We start from the raw sequence: 21,577 nt of genomic DNA on the forward strand, positions 1-21,577 counted from the left end.
GAGCACCGTGCAGATCACCTACACCTGCCAGGCCAGTCCTGACGTGCAGGCCAACGAGGACTTCATCCTTGCGGCCGAGCAGTTCGTCATCGTCCTGGACGGCGCCACGGCCAGTGGTCTGCCTTCAGGCTGCGAGCACGATGTTCAGTGGCTGGCCCGGCGGCTCGGTGGACAGCTCGCCTGTGTGCTGATCGAAGATCCGGCGCTTCCGCTCAAGGAGGTGCTGCGGGAGGGGATCACGCGTACCCGGGGCCTTCACGCGCAGTGCGACCTCTCGAACGTGAACAGCCCTTCCAGCACGGTCGCCATCGTCCGCGAGCACGGCGGCCAGCTCGACTGCCTCACCCTTGCCGACTCTCCCGTGATCGTGGAGACCCACGACGGCCAGCTGACGCCCGTCATCGATGACCGCACGAGCCGCCTTCCTGCCTACGACCGCGATTCGCTGAGCCGACTTCGCAACACCGACGAAGGCTTCTGGGTCGCCAGCACCAGGCCCGAGGCAGCCGACCGGGCGGTGACCCAGAGCTTCAACGCTGCCGAGGTCCGCCGCTTCGCCATGGTCACGGATGGCATCTCCCGCCTGATCGAGCGCTACGGCTGGGGCTGGGGACAGCTGCTCGATACCCTGGAGAAGCAAGGGCCTGACCACGCGGTCCAAGCCATCCGGGAAGCGGAGCTGGCGACGGAGCCGGGAACGTTCCGGGGCAAGCGCCACGATGACGTGACAGCAGTGTTCGGCCACCTCGCCCAGGTCTAGTCATGGGGTGGGGTGGGGGTTGTTACGACTTTCGCTACTGAATCAAGGCTCGCTTCGCTCGCGGCGCTCGCCGCACCGCTCGCCGTCGCTCCTGTCTTCGCCCCGCTCCCGGCGGCGGCCGGCGGCGCCAGAGCTGGCGGCCAGAAGTGGCAGAGGTACTAGACCCGCCGTGGCCGGGGGCGGGCGGCTCCACGGTTTTACCCACCTGCCAGGACCGGGCCCCGAGCCGAGCAAGACCGGGGGGCCACTCGGCCAAATTGCGGTCAGGCCCAGAAGCCCTGACCGAGTCGCAACAGCTTACGGCCCCCCGATCATGCTCGGCCCCAGACCAGGCAGGACACCGGCCAAAACCGCTCCGCCGCCCGTGATGCCGGTGCGCGGGAGCGTCGCCTCCGGGGCACCGTGCCCATCTGGTCCGGACCGTCGCCATCCACAACCAGTGAACCTTCGATTCCATGGCTTGGCCCCTCGATCTGAGGCACTTGACCTTCGATTTTGGGGTTGCCTGAAGAGCAACCCCTTCGAAAGTTGAAATCCTCGGCCCAAGTGCCCCATGCTTGAGTCCTGCGGGCGACCGCATCAGAGACGTCGAAAGGCCATCCGCGCGCCTAGGAAACGAGGCGGATGACCTTGACGTTCACTGCCCTGCTACAGAGAGGAACAGACCCATTATGAAGGGTCCCAAGCGGCGGGTCCAGACGACTCCGCCATCGTCGGTTTCCGGGATGATCTACGCGCTGGCGCTCATGGCTGGCGTGGTGCTCATCTTCAGTGGCCGAGCCACGGTCACCGAGGCATCTGGCTACATCGCTCCCTTCCTAGTGATCTACGAGCGGACCACGCCGCGCCGTGAAGCCAAGGGCTGAGCTCAGCTGACAACATCGGCTGACAACAACAGCTGAGGACGACGCCGGACCTCGGCACCCATCGACGGAGCCGCCGCCCAACGCGCAGGCGTCGGACCTCTGTCGGTCCATGCGGCTAGCCGAACTGATAAGGAAGAGGCCACAGGTTCAAGTCCTGTTAGGCCCACCTGCGGAAACGCCCCCGATGGATATCCATCGGGGGCGTTTTGTTTGCCCTCTGCGCCAGTGATTACGCCAACGCCTGCGGCGGTCGGCGCGAGGCGGGAAGAAGAGTCTCTCGTCGGGTGCACAGCTGGCAGCCATGAGGCGGTTGCGGGGTGGGGACAACCCCCGTGGCGATCCGGGTGCCAGCACGGTGGGCGGCCGGTGCGGCGGCCCGGCACGCTGGGGCATCAACGGGGACGCACGCCAGAAGACGCAGGGAGAAGTTGATGAGGGTACGTGTGGGGACCGCAGCACTGTGCGCGGCGGTCTGCGTGGCGACGCTGTCGGGGGTCCTTCCGGCGGCCGCCGTCGCGCAGTGGGGGTCGGCAGTGCCGCCCGCAGGCTTCGAGGAGGCCCTCGGGCAGACGGTCGCGGACGGCTTCCCGGCCGCCGTGGCCTACGTCAGGCACGGGGCGCGGGAGTCACAAGTGGCGGCAGGGGTCGCGGACACGGCGACCGGTGAGCGGGCCCGGCCCGACCAGCGGTTCCGGATCGCCAGCAACACCAAGTCGTTCGTCTCCACGGTGCTCCTGCAGTTGGAGGGCGAGGGACGCCTCTCGCTCGACGACAGCGTGGAGAAGTGGCTGCCCGGCACGGTCCGGGGACACGGCAACGACGGCCGGGCCGTCACCATCCGGCAACTGCTCAACCACACCTCGGGCATCTACGACCCCACCACCGAGCCGGAGTTCTTCGCCCCGTACCTGGAGCACCACGACCGGGACCACCTCTACACCCCGCAGGAGGTGGTCGCGCTCGCCGTCCGGCACCAGCCGCTCTTCGCTCCCGGCGGCGGCTGGTCGTACTCCAACACCAACTACCTGCTCGCCGGTCTGGTGATCGAGGCGGTCACCCACCACAGCGCGCCCGCCGAGATCCACCGGCGGATCCTCGCCCCGCTCGGCCTCAAGGACACCTCCTTCCCGGTCACCGACCCGACCATCCACGGCCCCCACCTGCACGGCTACGACCTCAAGGGCCAGGACGTGACCCGGTTCAGCCCCTCCTACGACTGGACCGCCGGCGCCATGATCTCCACGGTCAACGACCTGGCCCGCTTCCACCGGGCCCTGTTCACCGGCGCGCTGCTGCGCCCCGCCCAGCAGCGTGAACTGCTGACCACGGTGCGGTTCCCCGGCAAGCCGGCGTACGGACTCGGTGTGCAGCGCCAGGACGTGCCGTGCGGCTCCGAGCCGGACGCCAGGCGGGTCGGCACCTGGGCGACCGACGGCGGCGGCCCCGGTTTCACGAGCGTGTCCCTCACCACCGCCGACGGTGAGCGACAGCTGGTCCTCGCCCTCAACGTCTACGACCTGGGCGCGGACCTGAAGGGTGAGCCGCCCGTGCCGCGGAGCACGGGGCTGGTGAAGGCGCAGACGGCCGCCCTGTGCGACTGACGTGACGTCATGGCACCGCAGGTCCAGCTGGCGCTGCGTGCCGGGCGGGCCGAGTGGGTGCCGTGGCGGGGGACCGGCCGGGAGGGCCAGATCTCGGCGACCGGCTTCGAGCAGCTGCACGCGCAGTTCGCGGCCGGGAAGCAGCACGAACTGGAGCAACGCAAGACCACGTTGAGGCTGCAGGACGAGGAGGGCGACGCCGCCCCGCCGCTCGGGTCGGTGGATCTGGACGGGGCCGCGTGGTGCTGCGGCTGCCCGGCAGCTAGTCGTACGACCGGAGGGACCGCGTCAATCCCGGCCTTCGGCCGGGCGGTTGGCGAGTCGCGCTGGCCTCTCGGGAACCGGTTACCGATGTGTATCATCGGCCGCAGGGCGGTCTGCAGTCCGGCCGCCGGTTCGTGCTGGTACATACCGAGGGTCCGCGGTTTCTGGGCCCATCCACAGCAAGAAGGACGAGGTCCCCGCGGTGAAGAAGCTTCTCCTGGTCGCCCTGGTCGCCCTCGGCGGCTTCTTTGTCTACCGTCAGGTCCAGGCCGACCGCGCCGAGCAGGACCTGTGGACCGAGGCCACCGACCCGGTCCCGGCCGGCCGCTGACGCGACGGACGATCTTTCGCGGGTCGGCCCGGACCACCTCGGTTCGGGCCGACCCGAAGTCCGTTCCGGCCGGGGTATTTTGCGGGATTGCCGGGGGGAACGGGTACGCTGGTGCGCAGCACGGCGACCACGGGGCTTTAGCTCAGTTGGTAGAGCGCTGCCTTTGCAAGGCAGATGTCAGGAGTTCGAGTCTCCTAAGCTCCACAGCGTGGTGACAGTAGGGCCGCTGACCTGGGATCAGGTCAGCGGCCCTACTGCGTTCCGGCGGGGGTCAGTGCGGCTTGCGCGGGTCGTGCGGCTTCGGTTGGTCCCCGTGGTCGGAGTCGTCCTCGGCTGCGTCCGAGGCTGTGACAGGGCCGGTGGCAGAGCCCGTGGCAGCGTCGGGGGAGACCGAGGGCGTGGAGGTGGCGGTGGCGCCCGTGCCCACCCGCCCCGAGCCGTTGAGCTGGGCGTCGGCGGCCGGTACGGGGGCCGGCTCGGTGGGCGGCTCGACCAGCCACTCCGGGTTGCTGCGGCTGCGCCACCACTGCCAGGCGACCAGCCCGGAGGCGATCGCCAGGGCGCCGGTGACGGCCAGGCCGGTGCTCCAGCCGTGCCGCCTCTCCTTCTTGGCGTTCTTGGCGGCCAGCTCGCTGATCTCGGCCGCGCTGACGTGGCCGTGCAGGGCGGTGAACGCCGCGGCGCTGCGGAGCTGGGCCTCCTGGGCGACGGGCGTGATGCTCGCCCTGGCCTGCTCGACGGCGTCGGTGACCCGGGGCAGGACCGTCACCCGGGCCTGGTCGGCCGCCCGGGTGGCGGAGAGCTTGGCCGCCAGGGCGGCCTCCTGGGCCCGGTGCACGGCCTTGAGGGTGCTCTTCTGGGTCTGCGGCGGCAGCGACCCGAAGGCGTGCTCCAGCTGCGGGGCGACGTGCTTGGCGTACTGGACCCTGGCGGCGTGGGCCGCCTGCCCCGCGCCTGTCATGGCCTGGGTTCCGGCCGCCTGGACCTTGGGGGCGAGGCGGTGCCTGGCCTCGTCCATGACGGCCACGTAGTGCTGGGCGGTCTCCTTGGCGGTGGCGGCATAGGGCGCGAGGGTGTCCTTGGTCCTGTCGGCGGTGTCGCGGGCTGAGTCCAAGCGGGTCACGGGCTTCTCCTCCTCGGTGGCGTCCTGTATGCACATTTCCACCTGATTCGAGATCATGCATGTCTGTTTGTCCGACGGCGCGCCGAGTTGCTCCGGACGCGGGTGCCAAGCGGGTGCCCGGAGGGTGCCGAACGGGGTGCTCCGCCCCGAATGGCCGACAGGTCATGGGATGATTCGAAGGTCAGATGACCGAAAGACGAGAGAGGCACACCCGTGGCCGAGCTGATCGCGACCCTGAAGACGAACCGCGGCGACATCGTGGTCGAGCTCTTCCCGAACCACGCGCCGAAGACGGTCGCCAACTTCGTGGAGCTCGCCGAGGGCACCCGTCAGTGGACTGACCCGCGCACCGGTCAGGCGTCGAACGCGCCGCTGTACAACGGCACCGTGTTCCACCGCGTAATCAAGGACTTCATGCTCCAGGGCGGGGACCCGCTGGGCACCGGCACCGGTGGCCCGGGCTACAAGTTCGCCGACGAGTTCCACCCCGACCTGGCCTTCACCAAGCCGTACCTGCTGGCGATGGCCAACGCCGGCCCGGGCACCAACGGTTCGCAGTTCTTCATCACGGTCGCGCCGACCACCTGGCTGACCAACAAGCACACCATCTTCGGCGAGGTCACCGACCCGGCCAGCCAGAAGATCGTGCAGGCGATCTCCGAGGGCCCGACCGGCCGCGGCGACCGCCCGGTCGAGGACATCGTGATCGAGTCGGTCACGATCACCCGCGGCTGACGACCTGCCCGCAGTAGCCTTACGGTCCCGGTGGCGCCCGCTCTGCGGTGATGCCACCGGGACCGGTCGTACGAGGGAGGGAACCGCGGATGCTTCCGGACGAGCCGGCCCGAGCGGGAGCCGAGGGCGGCCGACCGCTGCCCGGCTGCTACCGGCACCCGGAGCGGGAGACCGGGATCTCCTGCGTGCGTTGCGGGCGGCCGATCTGCCCCGAGTGCATGGTGAGCGCCTCGGTGGGCTTCCAGTGCCCGGAGTGCGTCCAGGACGGCCACCGGGACGTGCGGCGGGCCAGGACCAGGTTCGGCGGGCTGCCGGTGGCGGACGGGGCACTGGCCACCAAGACGCTGATCGGGCTCAACCTGCTGGTCTTCGTGCTGACCGAGTACGTCCGGCCGGAGTGGTGGGACACCCTCGCGCTGCAGAGCCTGGCGCCGCCGTCCTGGTACACCACGTACGGGGTGGCCGCCGGGCCGGACGAGTGGTACCGGCTGGTGACGGCCATGTTCGTGCACAGCGGCGTGGTCCACCTGGTGATGAACATGGTGTCGCTCTGGGTACTCGGGCCCCAGTTGGAGCGGGTGCTCGGGTGGGTGCGGTTCCTCGGGCTCTACCTGGTCTCCGGGCTGATGGGCGGAGCTCTCTCCTACCTGGTCTCCGGGGGGCACCTGAATTCGGTGGGGGCCTCGGGGGCGATCTTCGGTCTGCTCGGGGCGACCGGGGTGCTGTTCCGGGTGACCAGGACCCCGCTCGGTCCGCTGCTGGCCCTGCTGGTCTTCAACGTGGTGATCACGTTCTCGGTGAAGGCGATCGACTGGCGCGCGCACCTCGGCGGGCTGGTCGCGGGAGTGGTCACGGGGGTGGGGCTGATGTACGCCCCGCAGTCGCGGCGCGGGCTGGTGCAGGGCCTCACGGTGGCCGGGGTGCTGGCGGCGGCGGTGCTGATCGTGGCGCTGGAGACGGCGCGTCTGAACGGTTGATCCCCGGCGTTGTCCACAGTTTCCCCAGGGGCGTGCACGGCGGGTGTCAGTGGTGCCTGCCAGCCGATGGGTCTACGCGTGTCCTGCTGGGAATTCGGCGGGAATTCGGAGAAGCCTGCGGATGTCGAACGAAAAAGTTATCCACAGGGCGGGTCGACTTTTCCCCAGTGTGGATAACCGTGTGGACAACCGGATGGTACGACCGCTCCGGTAGCCCTTCGGCGGCATGGCGAAGCACCGCTCCGGCGGGCGGAGCGGTGCTTCGGTGGAGTGTCAGCGGGGGAGCGTTACTTCCACTGCGTGGAGACGCCGAAGCCGGCGGCGATGAAGCCGAAGCCCGCCAGGATGTTCCAGTTGCCCCAGTCCTGGACCGGCCAGCTGCCGCTCGTAACGTAGTACGTGACGATCCAGACCAGACCGATCAGGAACAGCGCGAGCATCAGGGGAGCCACCCAGCCGCGACCTGAACTGATCTTCACCGCTGTCGTGCCCGACGGCGGCGGGGTGTAGTCGGACTTCTTGCGGAGTCGAGACTTCGGCACGAGGGGTTCTCCTGTCGATGCGCTGTGACCGCGCAGGGTGCAGCGGGGGCGGGCGGCTGTGGGGACCGGGCAGTACGGGAACGGTCGGTCCGGACGTCCACGGGCCGAAAACCCGCAGCATGGACCGGACCGGTGCTCCGCACATGCCACCGGCGTCCGTTAGCGTAGTGGCTCGCCGGGTCGTAAGGAGATAAGGGTACGGTGCCGAATTCCACGATTCCTTCCCGTTCCGGGCCGGAGCGGTCTCCGCGCACCCGAATTGTCGGACGTGCCCTGACCTGCACCGTGTTCGCCATGGCAGGTCTGCTCTTCTACATCAGCGCCGACACCGCCCGCGGCACCGATCTGCGCACCGACAACTCGCTGCTCAGGCTGACCGACGTGATACGCCAGCGGAGCACCCAGAACCAGCAGGCCCAGAGCGAGCTCAGCGATCTGCAGGGGCAGGTGGACGCGCTCGCCAAGGGCCGGGGGCAGAGCCCGGCCGAGACCGACCGGCTGACCGTGCTCCAGCAGGAGGCGGGCCTGGCGGCCCTGCAGGGTCCCGGGATGACCGTCACGCTCAACGACGCACCCCCCAACGCCACCGCCAGGATCCCCGGCATCCCGGCCCCCGGCGTCAACGACCTGGTGATCCACCAGCAGGACATCCAGGCCGTGGTGAACGCGCTCTGGCGGGGCGGTGCCGAGGGCATCCAGGTGATGGACCAGCGGCTGATCTCCACCAGCGCGGTCCGCTGCGTCGGCAACACCCTGCTGCTGCAGGGCCGGGTCTACTCCCCGCCGTACGTGATCAAGGCGGTCGGCAGGACCGACCGGATGCGGGCCGCGGTGAACGCCGACCCAACCATCGCCAACTACCTCCAGTACGTCGAGGCGTACGGCCTCGGCTGGAAGGTGCAGGAGAGCAACGAGCTCGCGGTCCCGGGATACACCGGGACGGTCGACCTGCGCACGGCTTCCGGTCAGTAACGGCACAGCGCCCCTCTCCGGCACGGGCCGCCGTCTACTCTTGACCCCGAACCGAACTCCGAGGAGCACCATGTACGGCTGGATCTGGCGGCACCTGCCGGGGAACGCTCTCGTCCGCGCGGTGCTCGCGCTGCTGCTGGTGCTCGGAGTGGTCTACGTCCTGTTCCAGTTCGTCTTCCCGTGGGCGGAACCACTGCTCCCCTTCGGCGACGTCACGGTGGACGAGGGCAGCGGCGTCGGCTGAGCCGCGTCCTCCCTCCACCGGCCCCACCAGCACCAGCCCAGGAGTAGCGCACCGATGACCGCCGCAGGCAACCCGCCCCGGATTCTCGTGGTCGACAACTACGACAGCTTCGTCTTCAACCTGGTCCAGTACCTCTACCAGCTCGGCGCGACCTGCGAGGTGGTCCGCAACGACGAGGTGACGGTGGATCACGCCGTCCGCCGGGACGGCGCGCTGGGCTTCGACGGCGTGCTGCTCTCCCCCGGCCCCGGGGCGCCCGAGGAGGCCGGGGTCTGCATCGAGATGGTGCACCACTGCGCCCGGATCGGGCTGCCGCTGTTCGGCGTCTGCCTCGGCCTGCAGTCGATCGCGGTCGCGTACGGCGCGGTGGTCGGCCGGGCGCCCGAGCTGCTGCACGGCAAGGTCTCGCCGGTCACCCACCGGGACGGCGGGGTGTTCGCCGGGCTGCCCTCGCCGCTGACCGCCACCCGCTACCACTCGCTCGCGGTCGAGCCCGGCACCGTGCCGGCCGAGCTGGAGGTCACCGCGGAGACCGGCAGCGGCGTCATCATGGGCCTGAGGCACCGTGAACTCCCGGTCGAGGGCGTGCAGTTCCACCCGGAGTCGGTGCTCACGGAGGGCGGCCACCGGATGCTGGCCAACTGGCTCGGCGAGTGCGGCTACCCGGAGGCGGTCGGCCGCTCGGCCGGGCTCGCCCCGGTGATCGGCCGGGGCTGAGCCCGTGACGGCGGTACGCCCGGAGGGGCGCGCGCAGCAGGGTGACGCGGCGGGCGGAGCGGGGGACTGGGGGGTCTACGAGACGGCCGGGGAGCAGTCCTGGCCGGACGACCGGACCATGCAGCTGCGGGTGGTGCCCTCCCAGGTGCTGCCCCCGCCGGGGCGGCGGGCCGACCGGCGGCGTACCGCGCTCGGGTCCGGCAGCGGCCGTCGGCGGGCCGCCGGGCGGGCGGCGGCGACCGTCGTCCGTCCCAAGGAGCGGCGCCGGGTGGTGGTGGCCCGGGTGGTCGGCGAGCTGTTCATCACGCTCGGCCTGGTGATGCTGCTGTTCGTCTCGTACCAGCTGTGGTGGACCAACGTGCAGGCCGACGCGGCCGCCGACGGCACCCGCAGCCAGCTGGAGGAGCAGTGGAACCAGCCGGCCGGGACGCTGCCCGCCGCGCCGGCTCCCGGGGCGAGCCCGCCTCCGGTGACGGCCTTCGAGCCGGGGCAGGGCTTCGCGATCGTTTACATCCCCAAGCTCGGCCTGAAGTACCCGATCGCCGAGGGCACGGTGAAGGAGAAGGTGCTCGACAAGGGGCTGGTGGGCCACTACACGGGCACCGCGATGCCCGCCGACAAGACCGGCAACTTCGCGATCGCCGCGCACCGTACGACGCATGGTCAGCCGTTCCGCAAGATCGGCCAGTTGGTGCCCGGTGACCAGATCGTGGTGGAGACCGCGACCTCGTACTACACCTACCAGGTGGCGGGCGGCATCCCGGAGACCCCGCCGACCAACGTCACGGTGATCCAGCCGGTGCCGAAGGGGTCGCCGTTCAAGGAGGCGGGCCGCTACATCACCCTCACGACATGCACGCCGGAGTTCAGTGCCAGGGGAAGGCTGATCGTCTTTGGCAAGATGGTCGAGGAACGACCGAGGAGCCAGGGACAGCCCGCCGCGCTGACCGGCTGACGGGCCGACAGAGGGGCGCGCAGTGGAGATCCAGCCGACCGGGTCCACCGTCGCGCCCCGGCCGCGCCGCCGGGCCGCCGCCGCCCTCGGGGTGGTCGGTGAACTGATGATCACCGCCGGGCTGGTGCTCGCCCTGTTCGTCGGCTACTCGCTCTGGTGGACCGGGGTGCTGGCGGACCGTCGGGCGGACACCGCCGCCGGCCGGCTGCGGAACACCTGGTCCGCCGCCCCGGCCGTGCCGGGCACCCAACCGGCCGCCGCCCCGCCGGTGTACGCGGTCGGCGACGGCATCGGCTTCCTGCACGTCCCCGCCCTCGGTAGGGGCAACCAGACGCTGATCCGGATGGGTACCGAGCCGGCGGTGCTCAACGAGGGCGTGGCCGGCGTCTACGACGGCCCCTACCGGGCCGCGATGCCCTGGGACGCCCAGGGCAACTTCACCCTGGCTGCCCACCGTGACGGCCACGGCGCGCGCTTCCACGACCTGGACCGGGTCGCGCCGGGCGACGCCGTCGTCGTCGAGACCCGGGACCGCTGGTACGTCTACCGGGTGGACGGCACCCTCCCGCAGACCTCCAAGTACGACACCGGCATCATCGCCCCCGTCCCCAAGGGCTCCCCGTACACCGGCCCCGGGCGCTACCTCACCCTGACCACCTGCACGCCCGTCTACACCTCCCGCTACCGGATGGCGGTCTGGGCCTCGCTGAGCCGGGTGGACCAGGTCGACGCCGCGCGGACGCCGCCGGCGGAGCTGCGCTGAAAAGACGTGAGGGGCCGCCCGGGTGGGCGGCCCCTCACGGTGACCGGGGTCAGTGACCGCCGGGCGGTGGCGAGCTGGTCTTGTCGGCGGGCCGGGTGGTGAGGCCGATCTGGGTGCCGGGGTCGACCTGGGTGCCAGCGCCGGGCAGGGTGTTCTGCACGATGGCGGTGAGGTCCTGCGGGCCGTAGACGAAGCCGTACCGGAGGCCGAGGGCATCCAGCTGCTTGATGGCGTCCTTGACCGTCTGGTTCTGCAGCGGCGGCACGGTGACCTTGTCCTGCATCTTGTAGACGGTCAGCGTCACCTTGGAGCCGGGGGCGACCTTGGAGTTGGCCTTCGGGTCCTGGGCGGAGACCTGGCCGACCTTGGACTGGTCCGCGGTCGGGGTGTTCTTGACCTCGACCTGGAAGCCAGCGCCCTCCAGGGCCTGCCGGGCGGCGTCCTCGCTCTGGTTGACCACGCCGGGCACGTTGACCTTGCTCTGGCCCTGCGAGACGACCAGGGTGACGGTCGAGTTGGGCTCGGCCTTGCCGGCGGCCGGGTTCTGCGAGATCACCTTGTCCTGCGCGACGGTGTCGCTCGCCTCGTAGCTGGTCTTGACGGTGAAGCCGAGCTTGCTCAGCTTGTCCTTCGCGTCGGCGAGGGAGCTGCCGGACACGTCGGGCAGGTCGGCCTGGGCCGGGCCGGTGGAGACCTGGACCTTGATCGGACTGTCCGCCGCGATCTGGGTGGTGGCGGGGATGTCCTGGGTGCAGATCTGACCCTTCTTCACCGCCACGTCCGGGCAGGCGATCTCCGCACCGGCGACCACCTGGAGCTTCTCGTTGACGTTCCTGGCCTTGACCTTGGCCTCGTCCATGGTCAGCCCGACCAGCTGGGGGGCGGCCACCTTGCCGGCGTTGCCGCCGCCGCCCTTGGTCATCGCGTCGACCACGAAGTAGGCGCCGACCAGGACCAGCACCGCCGCGATCGCCAGGATCACCCAGGAGGTGTTGTTGTTCTTCTTCGGCTGGCCGCCGCGGCGGCCGTTGCCGTACTCGTCGTAGCCGCTGTTCCCGTTCCCGCCGTTGCCGTAGCCGTCGTCCTGGTAGCCGTAGCCCGGCTGCTGGGAGCCGACCGGCGGCAGCATGGTGGTCGGGCCCGCCGCGCCCTGCTGCGGCAGCAGGTTGGTCTGCCCGTACGGGTCGTGCTGGGCGTTCGGGTAGCCCTGCTGGTCGTAGCCGTACCCGGCGGCGCCGTAGGCGGCGGCCTGCTGGGCGGCGGCGACCGGGAGGCCGTCGAGGAAGCGTTCGATGTCGTCGCGCATCTCGTCGGCGCTCTGGTACCGGTAGTCCCGGTCCTTCGCCAGCGCCTTGAGCACGATCGCGTCCACCTCGGGGCGGACCTCGGGGTCGTACGAGGACGGCGGCTGGGCCTCCTCCCGGACGTGCTGGTACGCGACCGCGACGGGGGAGTCGCCGATGAACGGCGGCCGGACCGTCAGCAGCTCGTACAGCAGGCAGCCGGTCGAGTAGAGGTCGGAGCGGGCGTCCACGGTCTCGCCCTTGGCCTGCTCCGGGGAGAGGTACTGGGCGGTGCCGATGACGGCCGAGGTCTGCGTCATCGTCATGCCGGAGTCGCCCATCGCCCGGGCGATGCCGAAGTCCATCACCTTGACGTTGCCCTGCCGGGTCAGCATCACGTTGGCGGGCTTGATGTCGCGGTGCACGATGTTGGCGCGGTGCGAGTACTCCAGCGCCTGGAGGATGCCGATGGTCATCTCGAGCGCGCGCTCGGGCAGCAGCCGCCGCCCGGAGTGCAGCAGCTCGCGCAGGGTGGACCCCTCGACGTACTCCATCACGATGTAGGGGATGGAGATCCCGTCGATGTAGTCCTCGCCGGTGTCGTACACGGCGACGATCGCGGGGTGGTTCAGCGAGGCCGCGGACTGGGCCTCGCGGCGGAACCTGGCCTGGAACGACGGGTCGCGGGCCATGTCGGCGCGGAGCGTCTTCACGGCGACGGAGCGGCCGAGCCGGGTGTCATGGGCGAGGTACACCTCGGCCATGCCGCCGCGTCCGAGGACGCCGCCGAGCTCGTACCTGCCGCCGAGGCGACGAGGCTCTTCCATAGTTCCGACCCTCTCCCCCACCGGCTGGTGAGGATGTGACGTAGGTGGTCCCCGCACGCTGTGTTGGACGTCGCCGCCGTCACCCCCGGTTCTGTGACGTCGGCCCCACGGCCGGAGCCGTGGGCGGCGGTGGGCGGACCCGCTGCTTGCGGATACGCTACCCGCCCAACCTGAGGGGGCCGGAACAGCCCGCAGGCTGAGACCGGACCGGTACCGACCGGGCGGGTCCCATTGTGACAAAGGACCGACCGGCCCGGTACGGAATCCGGCTCTCGTAGATCGCCCGGTCAGCCCCTAGCGGTCCAGCGCCGCCTTCATCACGGCCTTGGCGATCGGGGCGGCCAGGCCGCCCCCGCTGATCTGGTCGCGCTCGCTGGAGCCGTCCTCGACCACCACCGCGACCGCGACCTGGCGGTTGTCCGGCGCCTTGGCGTAGGACATGAACCAGGCGAACGGCAGCCCGGCGTTGTTCTCGCCGTGCTGCGCGGTGCCGGTCTTGCCGCCCACCTTCAGGCCGTCGATCTGGGCCTTCTTGCCGGTGCCGTTCTGCACCACGCTCTCCATCAGCTGCTGGAGCTTCTGCGCGGTGGCCGGGCTGACCGCCTGGCTGAGCTGGTGCTCGGAGTGCTTGGAGATGGTGGTGAGGTTCGACGCACGCTCCTCGTCCACCATGTACGGCGTCATCAGCCGGCCGTCGTTGGCGATCGCCGCGGCGACCATCGCCATCTGCAGCGGGGTGGCCCGGGTGTCGTGCTGGCCGATCGAGTCCATCGCGGTGCCATCGGGGCTGGACTTCGAGGGGAAGTACGACTCGGAGGCGCGGATCGGCACGTTGATGCCCGGGTTGTTGAAGCCGAAGCGCTCGGCCTGGGTGAGCATCTTGGCCCCGCCCAGGTCGGCGCCGATCTTGCCGAACACGGTGTTGCAGGAGAAGTCCATCGCCGTCTTGAGGGTGGCGTTGGCGCACGGCTCGTCGTCCGAGGCGTTCTTCAGCTCGGTGTTTGTGTTCGGCAGCAGGTAGTGCTGCGGGGTGTCGGTGACGTCCTCGATGTTCTGGAACTTGCCGTTCTCGAACGCGGCCGCCGCGGTGATCAGCTTGAAGGTCGAGCCGGGCGGGTACGTCTCGCGCAGTGCCCGGTTGAGCATCGGCTTGTCCGGGTCGGCGTTGAGCTCGTTCCAGGCCTTGGCGTCCTCGTCGCCGGTGCCCGCGAAGCGGCCCGGGTCGTAGGACGGGGTGGAGACCAGCGCCAGGATCGCCCCGGTGCGCGGGTCGAGCGCGACCGCCGCGCCCTTCTTGCCGCCGAGCGCGTCGTACGCGGCCTTCTGCGCCTTGGCGTTCAGGGTGGTGACCACGTCGCCGCCCTGCTTCTCCTTGCCGGTCAGCATGTCCAGGGTGTTCCGGAAGAACAGCCGGGAGTCCGAACCGGAGAGGATGCCGTCGGAGAGCGACTCCAGCTGGCTCTCCCGGAAGGCCTGCGAGGAGTAGCCGGTGACCGGCGCCCAGAGCGGGCCGTCGATCCAGGCGCGCTTGTACTTGTAGCGGTAGCCGTTGACGAAGTCGGACCGGGTGATCGGCTGGCCGCCGGCGACGATGATGTTGCCGCGCGGGTGGGCGTACCGGTCGTACTTGTTCCGGTCGTTGTGCGAGTTGCCCGCCCACGCCTCGGCCTGCACGCCCTGGACCCAGTTGACCCGGACCATCAGCGCCAGGACGAGCACCAGGCAGAAGATCGAGACCCGGCGGATCGGCTTGTTCACGTGAGGGCTCCCCGGTTCTGTTCGGTCACGCCCTCGGCGGCACCGGCCGGAGCCGGCTCGGCGGCGGGGCGGCGGGCGCTGTCGCTGATCTTCAGCAGGATGGCGATCAGCGCCCAGTTGGCCACCAGCGAGGATCCGCCCTGGGCCAGGAAGGGCATGGTCATACCGGTCAGCGGGATCAGGCCGGTGACTCCGCCGGCGACCACGAAGACCTGGAGGGCGAAGGCCGAGGAGAGCCCGACCGCGAGCAGCTTGCCGAACGGGTCGCGGGTGGCGACCGCCGTCCGCAGACCGCGCTGCACGATCAGGCCGTAGAGCAGGAAGACCGCCATCATGCCGGTCAGCCCGAGCTCCTCGCCGAACGAGCCCAGGATGAAGTCGCTCTTGGCGGCGAACTGGATCAGCCAGGACCGCCCCTGGCCGAGCCCGGTGCCGGTGGTGCCCCCGGAGCCGAAGGCCATCAGGGTCTGGCCGATCTGCTCGGTCGCGCCCTTCGGCGGGTTGGGGCCGAACGCGGCCATCGGGTCCAGCCAGGCGTCGATCCGGGTCTTCACGTGCGGCTCGGAGGTGGCCACCAGGGCGGCCCCGCTGACCGACATCAGCAGGCCGAAGACGATCCAGCTGGTCCGTTCGGTGGCGACGTAGAGCATCACCACGAAGAGGCCGAAGAACAGGAAGGAGGTACCCAGGTCGGTCTCGAACACCAGGATCAGGATCGAGATCAGCCAGACCACGATGATCGGCCCGAGGTCGCGCCCGCGCGGCAGGTACAGGCCCATGAACCGGCGGCTGGCGAGCGCCAGCGCGTCCCGCTTGACCATGAGGTACCCGGCGAAGAACACGGTCAGGATGATCTTGGCGAACTCGCCGGGCTGGATGGAGAAGCTGCCGAATCGGATCCAGATCTTGGCGCCGAAGTCCTCGTCCCGGGTGGGGAAGAAGGCCGGGGCGGCCAGCAGGACCAGCGCCACCACCATCGAGATGTAGGTGTAGCGCTGGAGGATCCGGTGGTCCTTGAGCAGGATGACCACCCCGATGAAGAGCGCCACTCCGAGGCCGGACCACATCAACTGGTTGGGTGCGGCCGCGAAGTTCTTCCGGAGCAGCGATCCGGCCTTGTCGAGCCGCCAGATCATCACCAGCCCGAGCCCGTTCAGCAGGGTCGCCAGCGGCAGCAGCAGTGGGTCGGCGTACGGCGCGAAGCGCCGCATCACCAGGTGCGCGACGGCTGCGAGGGCTCCGAGGCCGAGGCCGTAGCCCAGCATCCCGGAGGGCAGCTTGTCGTCCATCGCCAGGCCGACGTTGGCGTACGCCAGCATCGGCACCGCGACCGCGAAGGCCAGCAGGGCCAGCTCGGTGTTGCGGCGGTTGGGCGCGCCCTGGGGGGTGATGGTGGTGTTCTCCCTGCGTCTGGCGCGGGGGTTCTCACCACCGGTCTGACTACTGCTCAGGTCAAAGGTGCTCACGTGACGGCCGCTCCCCGACGGCGGTGGGACCAGCTGGAGGTCGGTGTCGCTACTGGGTCGGGCAGGAGGAGGCCAGCTTCTGTTCCTGCTCGTTCAGGGTCGGTGCGGTGCCGGGCGGCGTGGCGGCCACCTTCCTGCAGACGGCCACCTGCTCGCTCAGCTGCTTCACCTGGTCCTCGGCGTCGGTCAGGCTGGTGGCCTGGATGGTCTTGGTCACCTGGGTCCGCTGGTAGGCGGGCAGGAACTTCAGCTCGACGTCGCGGTGCTGCCGGTAGACCGAGGACAGGTCGAGGCCGGCGAGGTTCTGGTTGATGCCGCGGTAGACCGCGACCGAGTCGCCGTCCGCGCCGACGTAGTACTGGCCCTGGGTCCAGCGCCAGCCGAAGTACCCGGCGCCGCCGAGCAGTCCGGCCAGCACCAGCAGGGCGACCGAGAGCTTGAGCCAGCGGCGCTTGCGGCGCGGCCGGTCCTCCTCGTACTCCTCGTAGCCGGGCTGGGCGGAGTACCCCTCGGCCGGGCCGAAGCCGGGCTGGTAGCCGTCCGCCGGGCCGAAGGCGCCCTGCGGGGCGGCCGGCCGGCCCAGGCCGGCGGCGCGGCCGGCCGGGGTGTTCAGGACCGCCTGGTCAGCGGCGCCCGGCGGGGTGTCGGCCACCGCCCCCACCACCACGGGCACGTCGGCCAGGCCGCCGCTGAGCAGGTCGGTGGCGCCGACGTCGAGGACATCCGCCACCACGCAGGTGATGTTGTCGGGACCGCCGCCGCGCAGCGCCAGCTGGATCAGCTCCTGGACGGTCTGCTCGGGGGAGTAGAAACTCCCGAGCGTCTCCTCCAGGGTCTGGTGGCTGACCGGGCCCGACAGGCCGTCCGAGCAGATCAGGTAGCGGTCACCGGCCCGGACCTCACGGATCGACAGGTCGGGCTCGACCTGACCGCGGCCGTCCAGCGCGCGCATCAGCAGGGAGCGCTGCGGGTGGGTCTCGGCCTCCTCCGGGGTGATCCGCCCCTCGTCCACCAGCCGCTGCACCCAGGTGTGGTCCTGGGTGATCTGGCTGAGCGAACCGTCCCGCAGCAGGTACGCGCGGGAGTCGCCGATGTGCACCAGGCCCATCCGCTGGCCGGTCCAGAGCATCGCGGTCAGGGTGCAGCCCATGCCCTCGAGCTGCGGGTCCTCCTCGACCATCTGGCGCAGCCGCTCGTTGGCGCCGTGCACCGCGTCGTTCAGCAGGGTGAGCAGGTCGGCGCCGGGTACGTCCTCGTCCAGCCGGACGATCGAACCGAGCACCTCGGAGGAGGCGACCTCGCCGGCCGCCGCCCCGCCCATGCCGTCGGCGACCGCCAACAGCCGCGGGCCGGCGTAGCCGGAGTCCTCGTTCCCCTCCCGGATCAGCCCCTTGTGGGATCCGGCGGCGAAGCGCAGCACGAGACTCATGCGGTCCGGGCCCTCCTTCGGGTGGACGGTGTGCTGTCCCTCATGCGCCGCTACTTCCGCAGTTCGATGACGGTCCTGCCGATTCGGATCGGCATGCCCGGTTGGAGCGGTGTCGGCGTGGTGAGCCGCTGCCGGTCCAGATAGGTGCCGTTGGTGGAGCCTAGATCCTCGACCGTCCACTGCCCAGTCTGATCCGGATAGATCCTGGCATGACGGGAGGACGCGTAGTCGTCGTCCAGGACGATCGTGGAGTCGTGGGCCCGGCCCAGCGTGATGGTCTGCCCCTGCAGGGCGACCGTGGTGCCGGCCAAGGAGCCCTGGACGACGACGAGTTGGGTCGGCCCGCCGCGGCGGCGGCCGCCCTGGGTGGGCGGCCCCGAGGCCTGCTGCGGCGGCCTGGCAGGCCCACCGGGCCCGGCCGTCGCGGGCGCCGGGGCGGCCGAGCGGCGGGCGGTGCGCTGGTTCACCTTGGTGCCGAACAGGTCACTGCGGATCACCTGCACCGCCACGATGACGAAGAGCCACAGCACGGCGAGGAAACCGAGCCGCATGACCGTCAAGGTCAGTTCTGACATAACCGCCCGCTCTACCCTTCGACCTGTCGGTAGACGATGGTCGTACTGCCCAGGACGATCCGTGAGCCGTCGCGGAGCGTAGCGCGCTGGGTGTGCTGTCCGTCCACCACGATGCCGTTGGTCGAGCCCAGGTCCAACACCATCGCCGGAGTTCCGGGGCGGATCTCGGCGTGCTTGCGGGAGACCCCGGGGTCGTCGATCCGTACGTCGGCCTCGGTGGAGCGGCCCAGCACGCAGGCGTTCCCGGTGATCTGGTGGCGCTGCCCGTTGACCTCGATCCAGCGCCGGGTGGCGGCGCCGGTGTGGCCCGCCCCGGGGAACGGCCGGACGTTGCCGCCCGGCTGAGGGGGTGTCGGGGGCATCGAGGGAGGTGCGACCGGTGGTGGCGGCGCGCCGTACGGAGCCGCGCCCTGCTGCTGCCACGGTGCGCCGGGGGCCGGCGGGGTCGGCGGACGCCCGTACCCGGGCGCGGCACCGGGGCCGGGGGCGGCCGGGGCCTGCGGCGCGGGCGGTTGCTCGGCGGCCAGCGTGCGGCTGCGCACCCGGTAGAGCCCGGTGTCCAGGTCGTCGGCCTTCTCCAGGCTGACCTGGAGCGGCCCCATGAAGCTGTAGCGCTGCGCCTCGGCGTACTCGCGCACCATCCCGGCCAGCTCGGTGCCGAGCTGGCCCGAGTAGGGGCTGAGCCGCTCGTGGTCGTGCGGGCTGAGCTCGACGATGAAGTCGTTCGGCACCACGGTGCGGTCGCGGTTCCAGATGGTGGCGTTGTTGTCGCACTCGCGCTGGAGCGCGCCGGCGATCTCCACCGGCTGGACCTCGGACTTGAACACCTTGGCGAAGGTGCCGTTCACGAGACCTTCGAGTCGCTGCTCGAACTTCTTCAGTACTCCCACTGGGGCACCCCCTTCCTAGGGGTTCGGTCCGGCGCTGCAGGGGTCCGGCAGCGGTACTTCCGTGCTGATCGTATCCACGCCCGGGCCATCCGTACGGTTCCCAGGGCACGGCGGGCCGCAAGCCAGGGCTACCCGGAGCGGCCCCGGCTCATCCCTCGCTCACCCGTTCGCCTGCACCCGACCGGCCTCCCGGGGGTGCTCCGCCGACTGCCGCGCTCCGGTTGCGGGCCGCCGCGGGAAGGGATTCGTAGTGCACCCGCAGGGCGTGCTAATGTTTTCCACGTCGGAAGGGGCAGCCGCAAGGCAGCCGGACGGAAGGCCAGCGAGACTCAGGTCGAGCCAGTCGGAAGAACTTACGGCGACACCCATGCGCGGGTGGCGGAATAGGCAGACGCGCTGGATTCAGGTTCCAGTGCCCGAAAGGGCGTGGGGGTTCAACTCCCCCCTCGCGCACCAGCAAAGGGTGCCCCTCGAAAGAGGGGCACCCTTTCTTGTTTTCTCGAGCGTTCCCCGGGCCGCCCGCCCGCTGTCAGGGAGGGGAGAGTGCCTACTCCCCCGCGGCGGGCAGCTCGGCACGGACCACGAAGCCGCCCTCCGGGGTGGGGCCCGTGAAGAGGCTGCCGCCCAGCAGGACGGCCCGTTCGCGGAGGCCGACCAGACCGTGGCCGCCGCCCGGGAGGGCCTGGGTGGTGTCGGCGGCCCAGGTCGGCGGGCCGTTCCTGACCTCGACCTGGAGCCGGGTGCCGCGGGTGCTGAGGCGGACTTCGACGGCCGCGCCGGGGGCGTGCTTGGTGATGTTGGTGAGCGCCTCCTGGACGGTCCGGAAGGCGGCCCGCTCGACCGCCTCGGGCCAGGGGCGGTCCTCGGTCGCCAGGCTGCAGCTGACGGCCAGTCCGCTGCGGTCGATCAGCCGGGGCAGGTCGGCCAGCCGGGGCTGCGGGGCGAGCGGCTCCGTGCCCCGCACGCCGGCCGCGCGGAGCACGCCGACCATCTGCCGCAGCTCCTCCAGGGTGCGGACCGAGAGCTCCCTGATGGTCCGCGCGGTGGCCTGCGCCGCCGGGTCGGCGGTGCTGACCTGGAGGGCTCCGGCCTGGATGCTGATCAGGCTGACCTGGTGCGAGACCACGTCGTGCATCTCCCGGGCCAGCCGGGCGCGCTCGGTGCTCAGCACCCGGTCGGCGAGCAGCCGGTTCTCCCGGTGCCGGCCCTCGGTCAGTTCGTCCAGCCGGGCGGCCAGTTCGGTCCTGGTGCGGGCCAGCAGGCCGATCGCCGCCGGTGCGGCGCCGAGCATCACGCACTGGATGGCGTAGAGCGCGTTGTCCCGGTCGAAGGCCAGCGGGTGGTCCTCCAGCGGCCAGTGGAAGAACTCGACCAGCGCGAAGACGCTGGCGCAGAGCGTGGTGGTGCGCAGCCCGGGCCGGTAGGCGGCGACCGAGTAGACCGCGCTGATCGGGGCGATCCAGATGAAGTTCACGAAGGTGCCTGGCAGCACCAGCAGCAGGGTCAGCAGCGGCAGGCGGCGGCGGAGCAGCAGCGCCACGGTGGCCAGCCCGGAGAGGGCCAGTTCCCACCAGGGCGAGTCCTTGGCCACCAGGACGGCGTCCAGGGCGGCCAGCAGCACCGGCAGCAGCAGCATCAGCCAGGGCGCGGTCAGCCGGGCCCTGACGTCGGCTCTCATGCGCCCGGCTCGGGCGGGGTGCGGACCAGCCCGGCGCGGTTGGCGAGTACGGCGGCCTGCACCCGGTTGGCGGCGCCGAGCTTCCCGAGGATGGCGCTGATGTGGTCCTTGACGGTGCCGGTGCCGAGGAACAGCCGGTCGGCGATCTCGGCGTTCGACAGGCCCTCGCCGAGCAGCGCGAGCACGTCCAGCTCACGCCCGGTCAGGCCGCGGGTCAGCGCCGCCGCCTCGGCGTCCGGGCCTCCGCCCTCGACGTAGCCGCTGATCACGGTGCGGGCCACGGTCGGCGAGAGCATGCTGCCGCCGGCCGCGAGCACCCGGACGGCGTGCACCAGCTGCTCGGGGGCGGTGTCCTTGAGCATGAAGCCGGCCGCCCCGGCCCGCAGCGCGGTGCCGATGTACTCGTCGGTGTCGAAGGTGGTCAGCATGGCCACCGCCGGGGGGTGCGGCAGGGCGCGCAGCCGGCGCAGCACCGAGATGCCGTCCAGGTCCGGCATCCGGATGTCGAGCAGCACCACGTGCGGACGCAGCTGAATGACCTTCTCCTCCGCCTGCCCCCCCGAACAGTCGCCCACCACCTCCAGGTCGGGCGCCGAGCCGACGATCAGGCCCAGGCCGGAGCGGACCAGGATCTCGTCGTCCACGATCAGGACGCGGATCGCCGTCATGGTCTCTCCCTCGGATGGTCGGGCTGCTGGTTGGTCCGAGCCTAGGGGCAGGTCGGAACGGGTGTGACGGCGGCCGGTGGGAGAGCACCCCCGCCGTTCGGCGGGGTGCGGAATCCGCTACCGGGTTCACGTAATTCTCATCTGCGGTGAGCA

21 protein-coding genes, 2 tRNA genes and 1 pseudogene are annotated in these 21,577 nt (G+C 70.8%); 14 read left to right on the forward strand and 10 right to left on the reverse strand.

Annotated elements, in window-relative coordinates; translation table 11 throughout:
- The first annotated feature begins 7 nt into the window (after positions 1–7).
- The 6 genes and pseudogenes from ACKUU6_RS15880 to ACKUU6_RS15905 all read left to right on the forward strand — a co-directional run bounded on the left by ACKUU6_RS15880 (position 8) and on the right by ACKUU6_RS15905 (position 4,026).
- On the forward strand, positions 8–760 hold the full coding sequence (locus tag ACKUU6_RS15880; protein ID WP_407989193.1) for a protein phosphatase 2C domain-containing protein: 753 nt from the start codon (positions 8–10) through the stop codon (positions 758–760).
- A 725-nt stretch (positions 761–1,485) separates the two neighbouring features.
- Positions 1,486–1,626, forward strand: coding sequence for a hypothetical protein (locus ACKUU6_RS15885; RefSeq protein WP_407989194.1), 141 nt, complete (start codon positions 1,486–1,488; stop codon positions 1,624–1,626).
- 431 nt (positions 1,627–2,057) lie between these two features.
- Positions 2,058–3,227 carry a serine hydrolase domain-containing protein gene (locus ACKUU6_RS15890; RefSeq protein WP_407989195.1) on the forward strand — a complete coding sequence of 390 codons (1,170 nt, stop codon included), beginning with the start codon at positions 2,058–2,060 and terminating at the stop codon, positions 3,225–3,227.
- Between the two features lie 9 nt (positions 3,228–3,236).
- Positions 3,237–3,410, forward strand: a pseudogene (locus ACKUU6_RS15895) (hypothetical protein); the annotation flags it as partial.
- Between the two features lie 283 nt (positions 3,411–3,693).
- Positions 3,694–3,822 (forward strand): DLW-39 family protein, encoded by a 129-nt coding sequence (locus tag ACKUU6_RS15900; RefSeq protein WP_014137031.1) that lies wholly within the window; start codon positions 3,694–3,696, stop codon positions 3,820–3,822.
- A gap of 131 nt (positions 3,823–3,953) precedes the next feature.
- Positions 3,954–4,026 (forward strand) — tRNA-Ala (locus ACKUU6_RS15905).
- 67 nt (positions 4,027–4,093) lie between these two features.
- Here ACKUU6_RS15905 and ACKUU6_RS15910 read toward each other — a convergent pair.
- Entirely contained in the window at positions 4,094–4,945 is an 852-nt protein-coding gene (locus ACKUU6_RS15910; RefSeq protein WP_407989196.1) for a DUF5324 family protein, read from the reverse strand.
- Between the two features lie 213 nt (positions 4,946–5,158).
- Here ACKUU6_RS15910 and ACKUU6_RS15915 point away from each other — a divergent pair, with 213 nt between their 5' ends.
- On the forward strand, positions 5,159–5,680 hold the full coding sequence (locus ACKUU6_RS15915; RefSeq protein WP_407989197.1) for a peptidylprolyl isomerase: 522 nt from the start codon (positions 5,159–5,161) through the stop codon (positions 5,678–5,680).
- Positions 5,681–5,769: 89 nt separating this feature from the next.
- Positions 5,770–6,657 (forward strand): rhomboid family intramembrane serine protease, encoded by an 888-nt coding sequence (locus ACKUU6_RS15920; RefSeq protein WP_407989198.1) that lies wholly within the window; start codon positions 5,770–5,772, stop codon positions 6,655–6,657.
- Between the two features lie 287 nt (positions 6,658–6,944).
- Here ACKUU6_RS15920 and crgA read toward each other — a convergent pair whose 3' ends face one another.
- A complete protein-coding gene (gene crgA / locus ACKUU6_RS15925) occupies positions 6,945–7,199 on the reverse strand; it encodes a cell division protein CrgA (RefSeq protein ID WP_407989199.1) in 255 nt (84 codons plus the stop codon).
- Between the two features lie 294 nt (positions 7,200–7,493).
- Between crgA and ACKUU6_RS15930 the strand changes: the two genes are divergently transcribed.
- The 5 genes from ACKUU6_RS15930 to ACKUU6_RS15950 all read left to right on the forward strand — a co-directional run bounded on the left by ACKUU6_RS15930 (position 7,494) and on the right by ACKUU6_RS15950 (position 10,850).
- Entirely contained in the window at positions 7,494–8,171 is a 678-nt protein-coding gene (locus ACKUU6_RS15930; RefSeq protein ID WP_407989200.1) for a DUF881 domain-containing protein, read from the forward strand.
- A gap of 70 nt (positions 8,172–8,241) precedes the next feature.
- Entirely contained in the window at positions 8,242–8,415 is a 174-nt protein-coding gene (locus ACKUU6_RS15935) for a hypothetical protein (protein ID WP_407989201.1), read from the forward strand.
- Between the two features lie 54 nt (positions 8,416–8,469).
- Positions 8,470–9,132: an aminodeoxychorismate/anthranilate synthase component II gene (locus ACKUU6_RS15940; RefSeq protein WP_407989202.1), complete on the forward strand. Its 663-nt coding sequence runs from the start codon at positions 8,470–8,472 to the stop codon at positions 9,130–9,132.
- 4 nt (positions 9,133–9,136) lie between these two features.
- A complete protein-coding gene (locus ACKUU6_RS15945; protein WP_407989204.1) occupies positions 9,137–10,087 on the forward strand; it encodes a class E sortase in 951 nt (316 codons plus the stop codon).
- 22 nt (positions 10,088–10,109) lie between these two features.
- Positions 10,110–10,850, forward strand: a complete 741-nt coding sequence (locus ACKUU6_RS15950) for a class E sortase (RefSeq protein WP_407989205.1) — start codon at positions 10,110–10,112, stop codon at positions 10,848–10,850.
- 49 nt (positions 10,851–10,899) lie between these two features.
- On the opposite strand, the gene pknB is transcribed toward ACKUU6_RS15950, so the two are convergent.
- The 6 genes from pknB to ACKUU6_RS15980 form a co-directional block, all read right to left on the reverse strand.
- Complete coding sequence (gene pknB / locus ACKUU6_RS15955) at positions 10,900–12,960, reverse strand: Stk1 family PASTA domain-containing Ser/Thr kinase (RefSeq protein WP_407989206.1); 2,061 nt, start codon at positions 12,958–12,960, stop codon at positions 10,900–10,902.
- A gap of 294 nt (positions 12,961–13,254) precedes the next feature.
- On the reverse strand, positions 13,255–14,718 hold the full coding sequence (locus tag ACKUU6_RS15960) for a peptidoglycan D,D-transpeptidase FtsI family protein (RefSeq protein WP_407989207.1): 1,464 nt from the start codon (positions 14,716–14,718) through the stop codon (positions 13,255–13,257).
- Positions 14,715–16,169 carry an FtsW/RodA/SpoVE family cell cycle protein gene (locus tag ACKUU6_RS15965; protein ID WP_407992142.1) on the reverse strand — a complete coding sequence of 485 codons (1,455 nt, stop codon included), beginning with the start codon at positions 16,167–16,169 and terminating at the stop codon, positions 14,715–14,717. Before ACKUU6_RS15965 ends, ACKUU6_RS15960 begins: the two co-directional genes overlap by 4 nt.
- Before the next feature lie 64 nt (positions 16,170–16,233).
- Positions 16,234–17,613: a PP2C family protein-serine/threonine phosphatase gene (locus ACKUU6_RS15970; RefSeq protein WP_407989208.1), complete on the reverse strand. Its 1,380-nt coding sequence runs from the start codon at positions 17,611–17,613 to the stop codon at positions 16,234–16,236.
- A 50-nt stretch (positions 17,614–17,663) separates the two neighbouring features.
- A complete protein-coding gene (locus ACKUU6_RS15975; protein WP_407989209.1) occupies positions 17,664–18,188 on the reverse strand; it encodes an FHA domain-containing protein in 525 nt (174 codons plus the stop codon).
- Positions 18,189–18,199: 11 nt separating this feature from the next.
- Positions 18,200–19,078, reverse strand: a complete 879-nt coding sequence (locus tag ACKUU6_RS15980; RefSeq protein WP_407989210.1) for an FhaA domain-containing protein — start codon at positions 19,076–19,078, stop codon at positions 18,200–18,202.
- 369 nt (positions 19,079–19,447) lie between these two features.
- Between ACKUU6_RS15980 and ACKUU6_RS15985 the strand changes: the two genes are divergently transcribed.
- A tRNA-Leu gene (locus tag ACKUU6_RS15985) sits at positions 19,448–19,534 on the forward strand.
- Positions 19,535–19,625: 91 nt separating this feature from the next.
- On the opposite strand, the gene ACKUU6_RS15990 is transcribed toward ACKUU6_RS15985, so the two are convergent.
- Both ACKUU6_RS15990 and ACKUU6_RS15995 read right to left on the reverse strand, forming a co-directional pair.
- Positions 19,626–20,756 carry a sensor histidine kinase gene (locus ACKUU6_RS15990; RefSeq protein WP_407989211.1) on the reverse strand — a complete coding sequence of 377 codons (1,131 nt, stop codon included), beginning with the start codon at positions 20,754–20,756 and terminating at the stop codon, positions 19,626–19,628.
- Entirely contained in the window at positions 20,753–21,424 is a 672-nt protein-coding gene (locus ACKUU6_RS15995) for a response regulator (protein ID WP_407989212.1), read from the reverse strand. The genes ACKUU6_RS15990 and ACKUU6_RS15995 overlap by 4 nt, the downstream gene beginning before the upstream one ends.
- Between the last annotated feature and the right edge of the window lie 153 nt (positions 21,425–21,577).

Origin of the sequence: Kitasatospora sp. CMC57 (assembly GCF_045866025.2) — a bacterium.
Lineage (GTDB): Bacteria > Actinomycetota > Actinomycetes > Streptomycetales > Streptomycetaceae > Kitasatospora.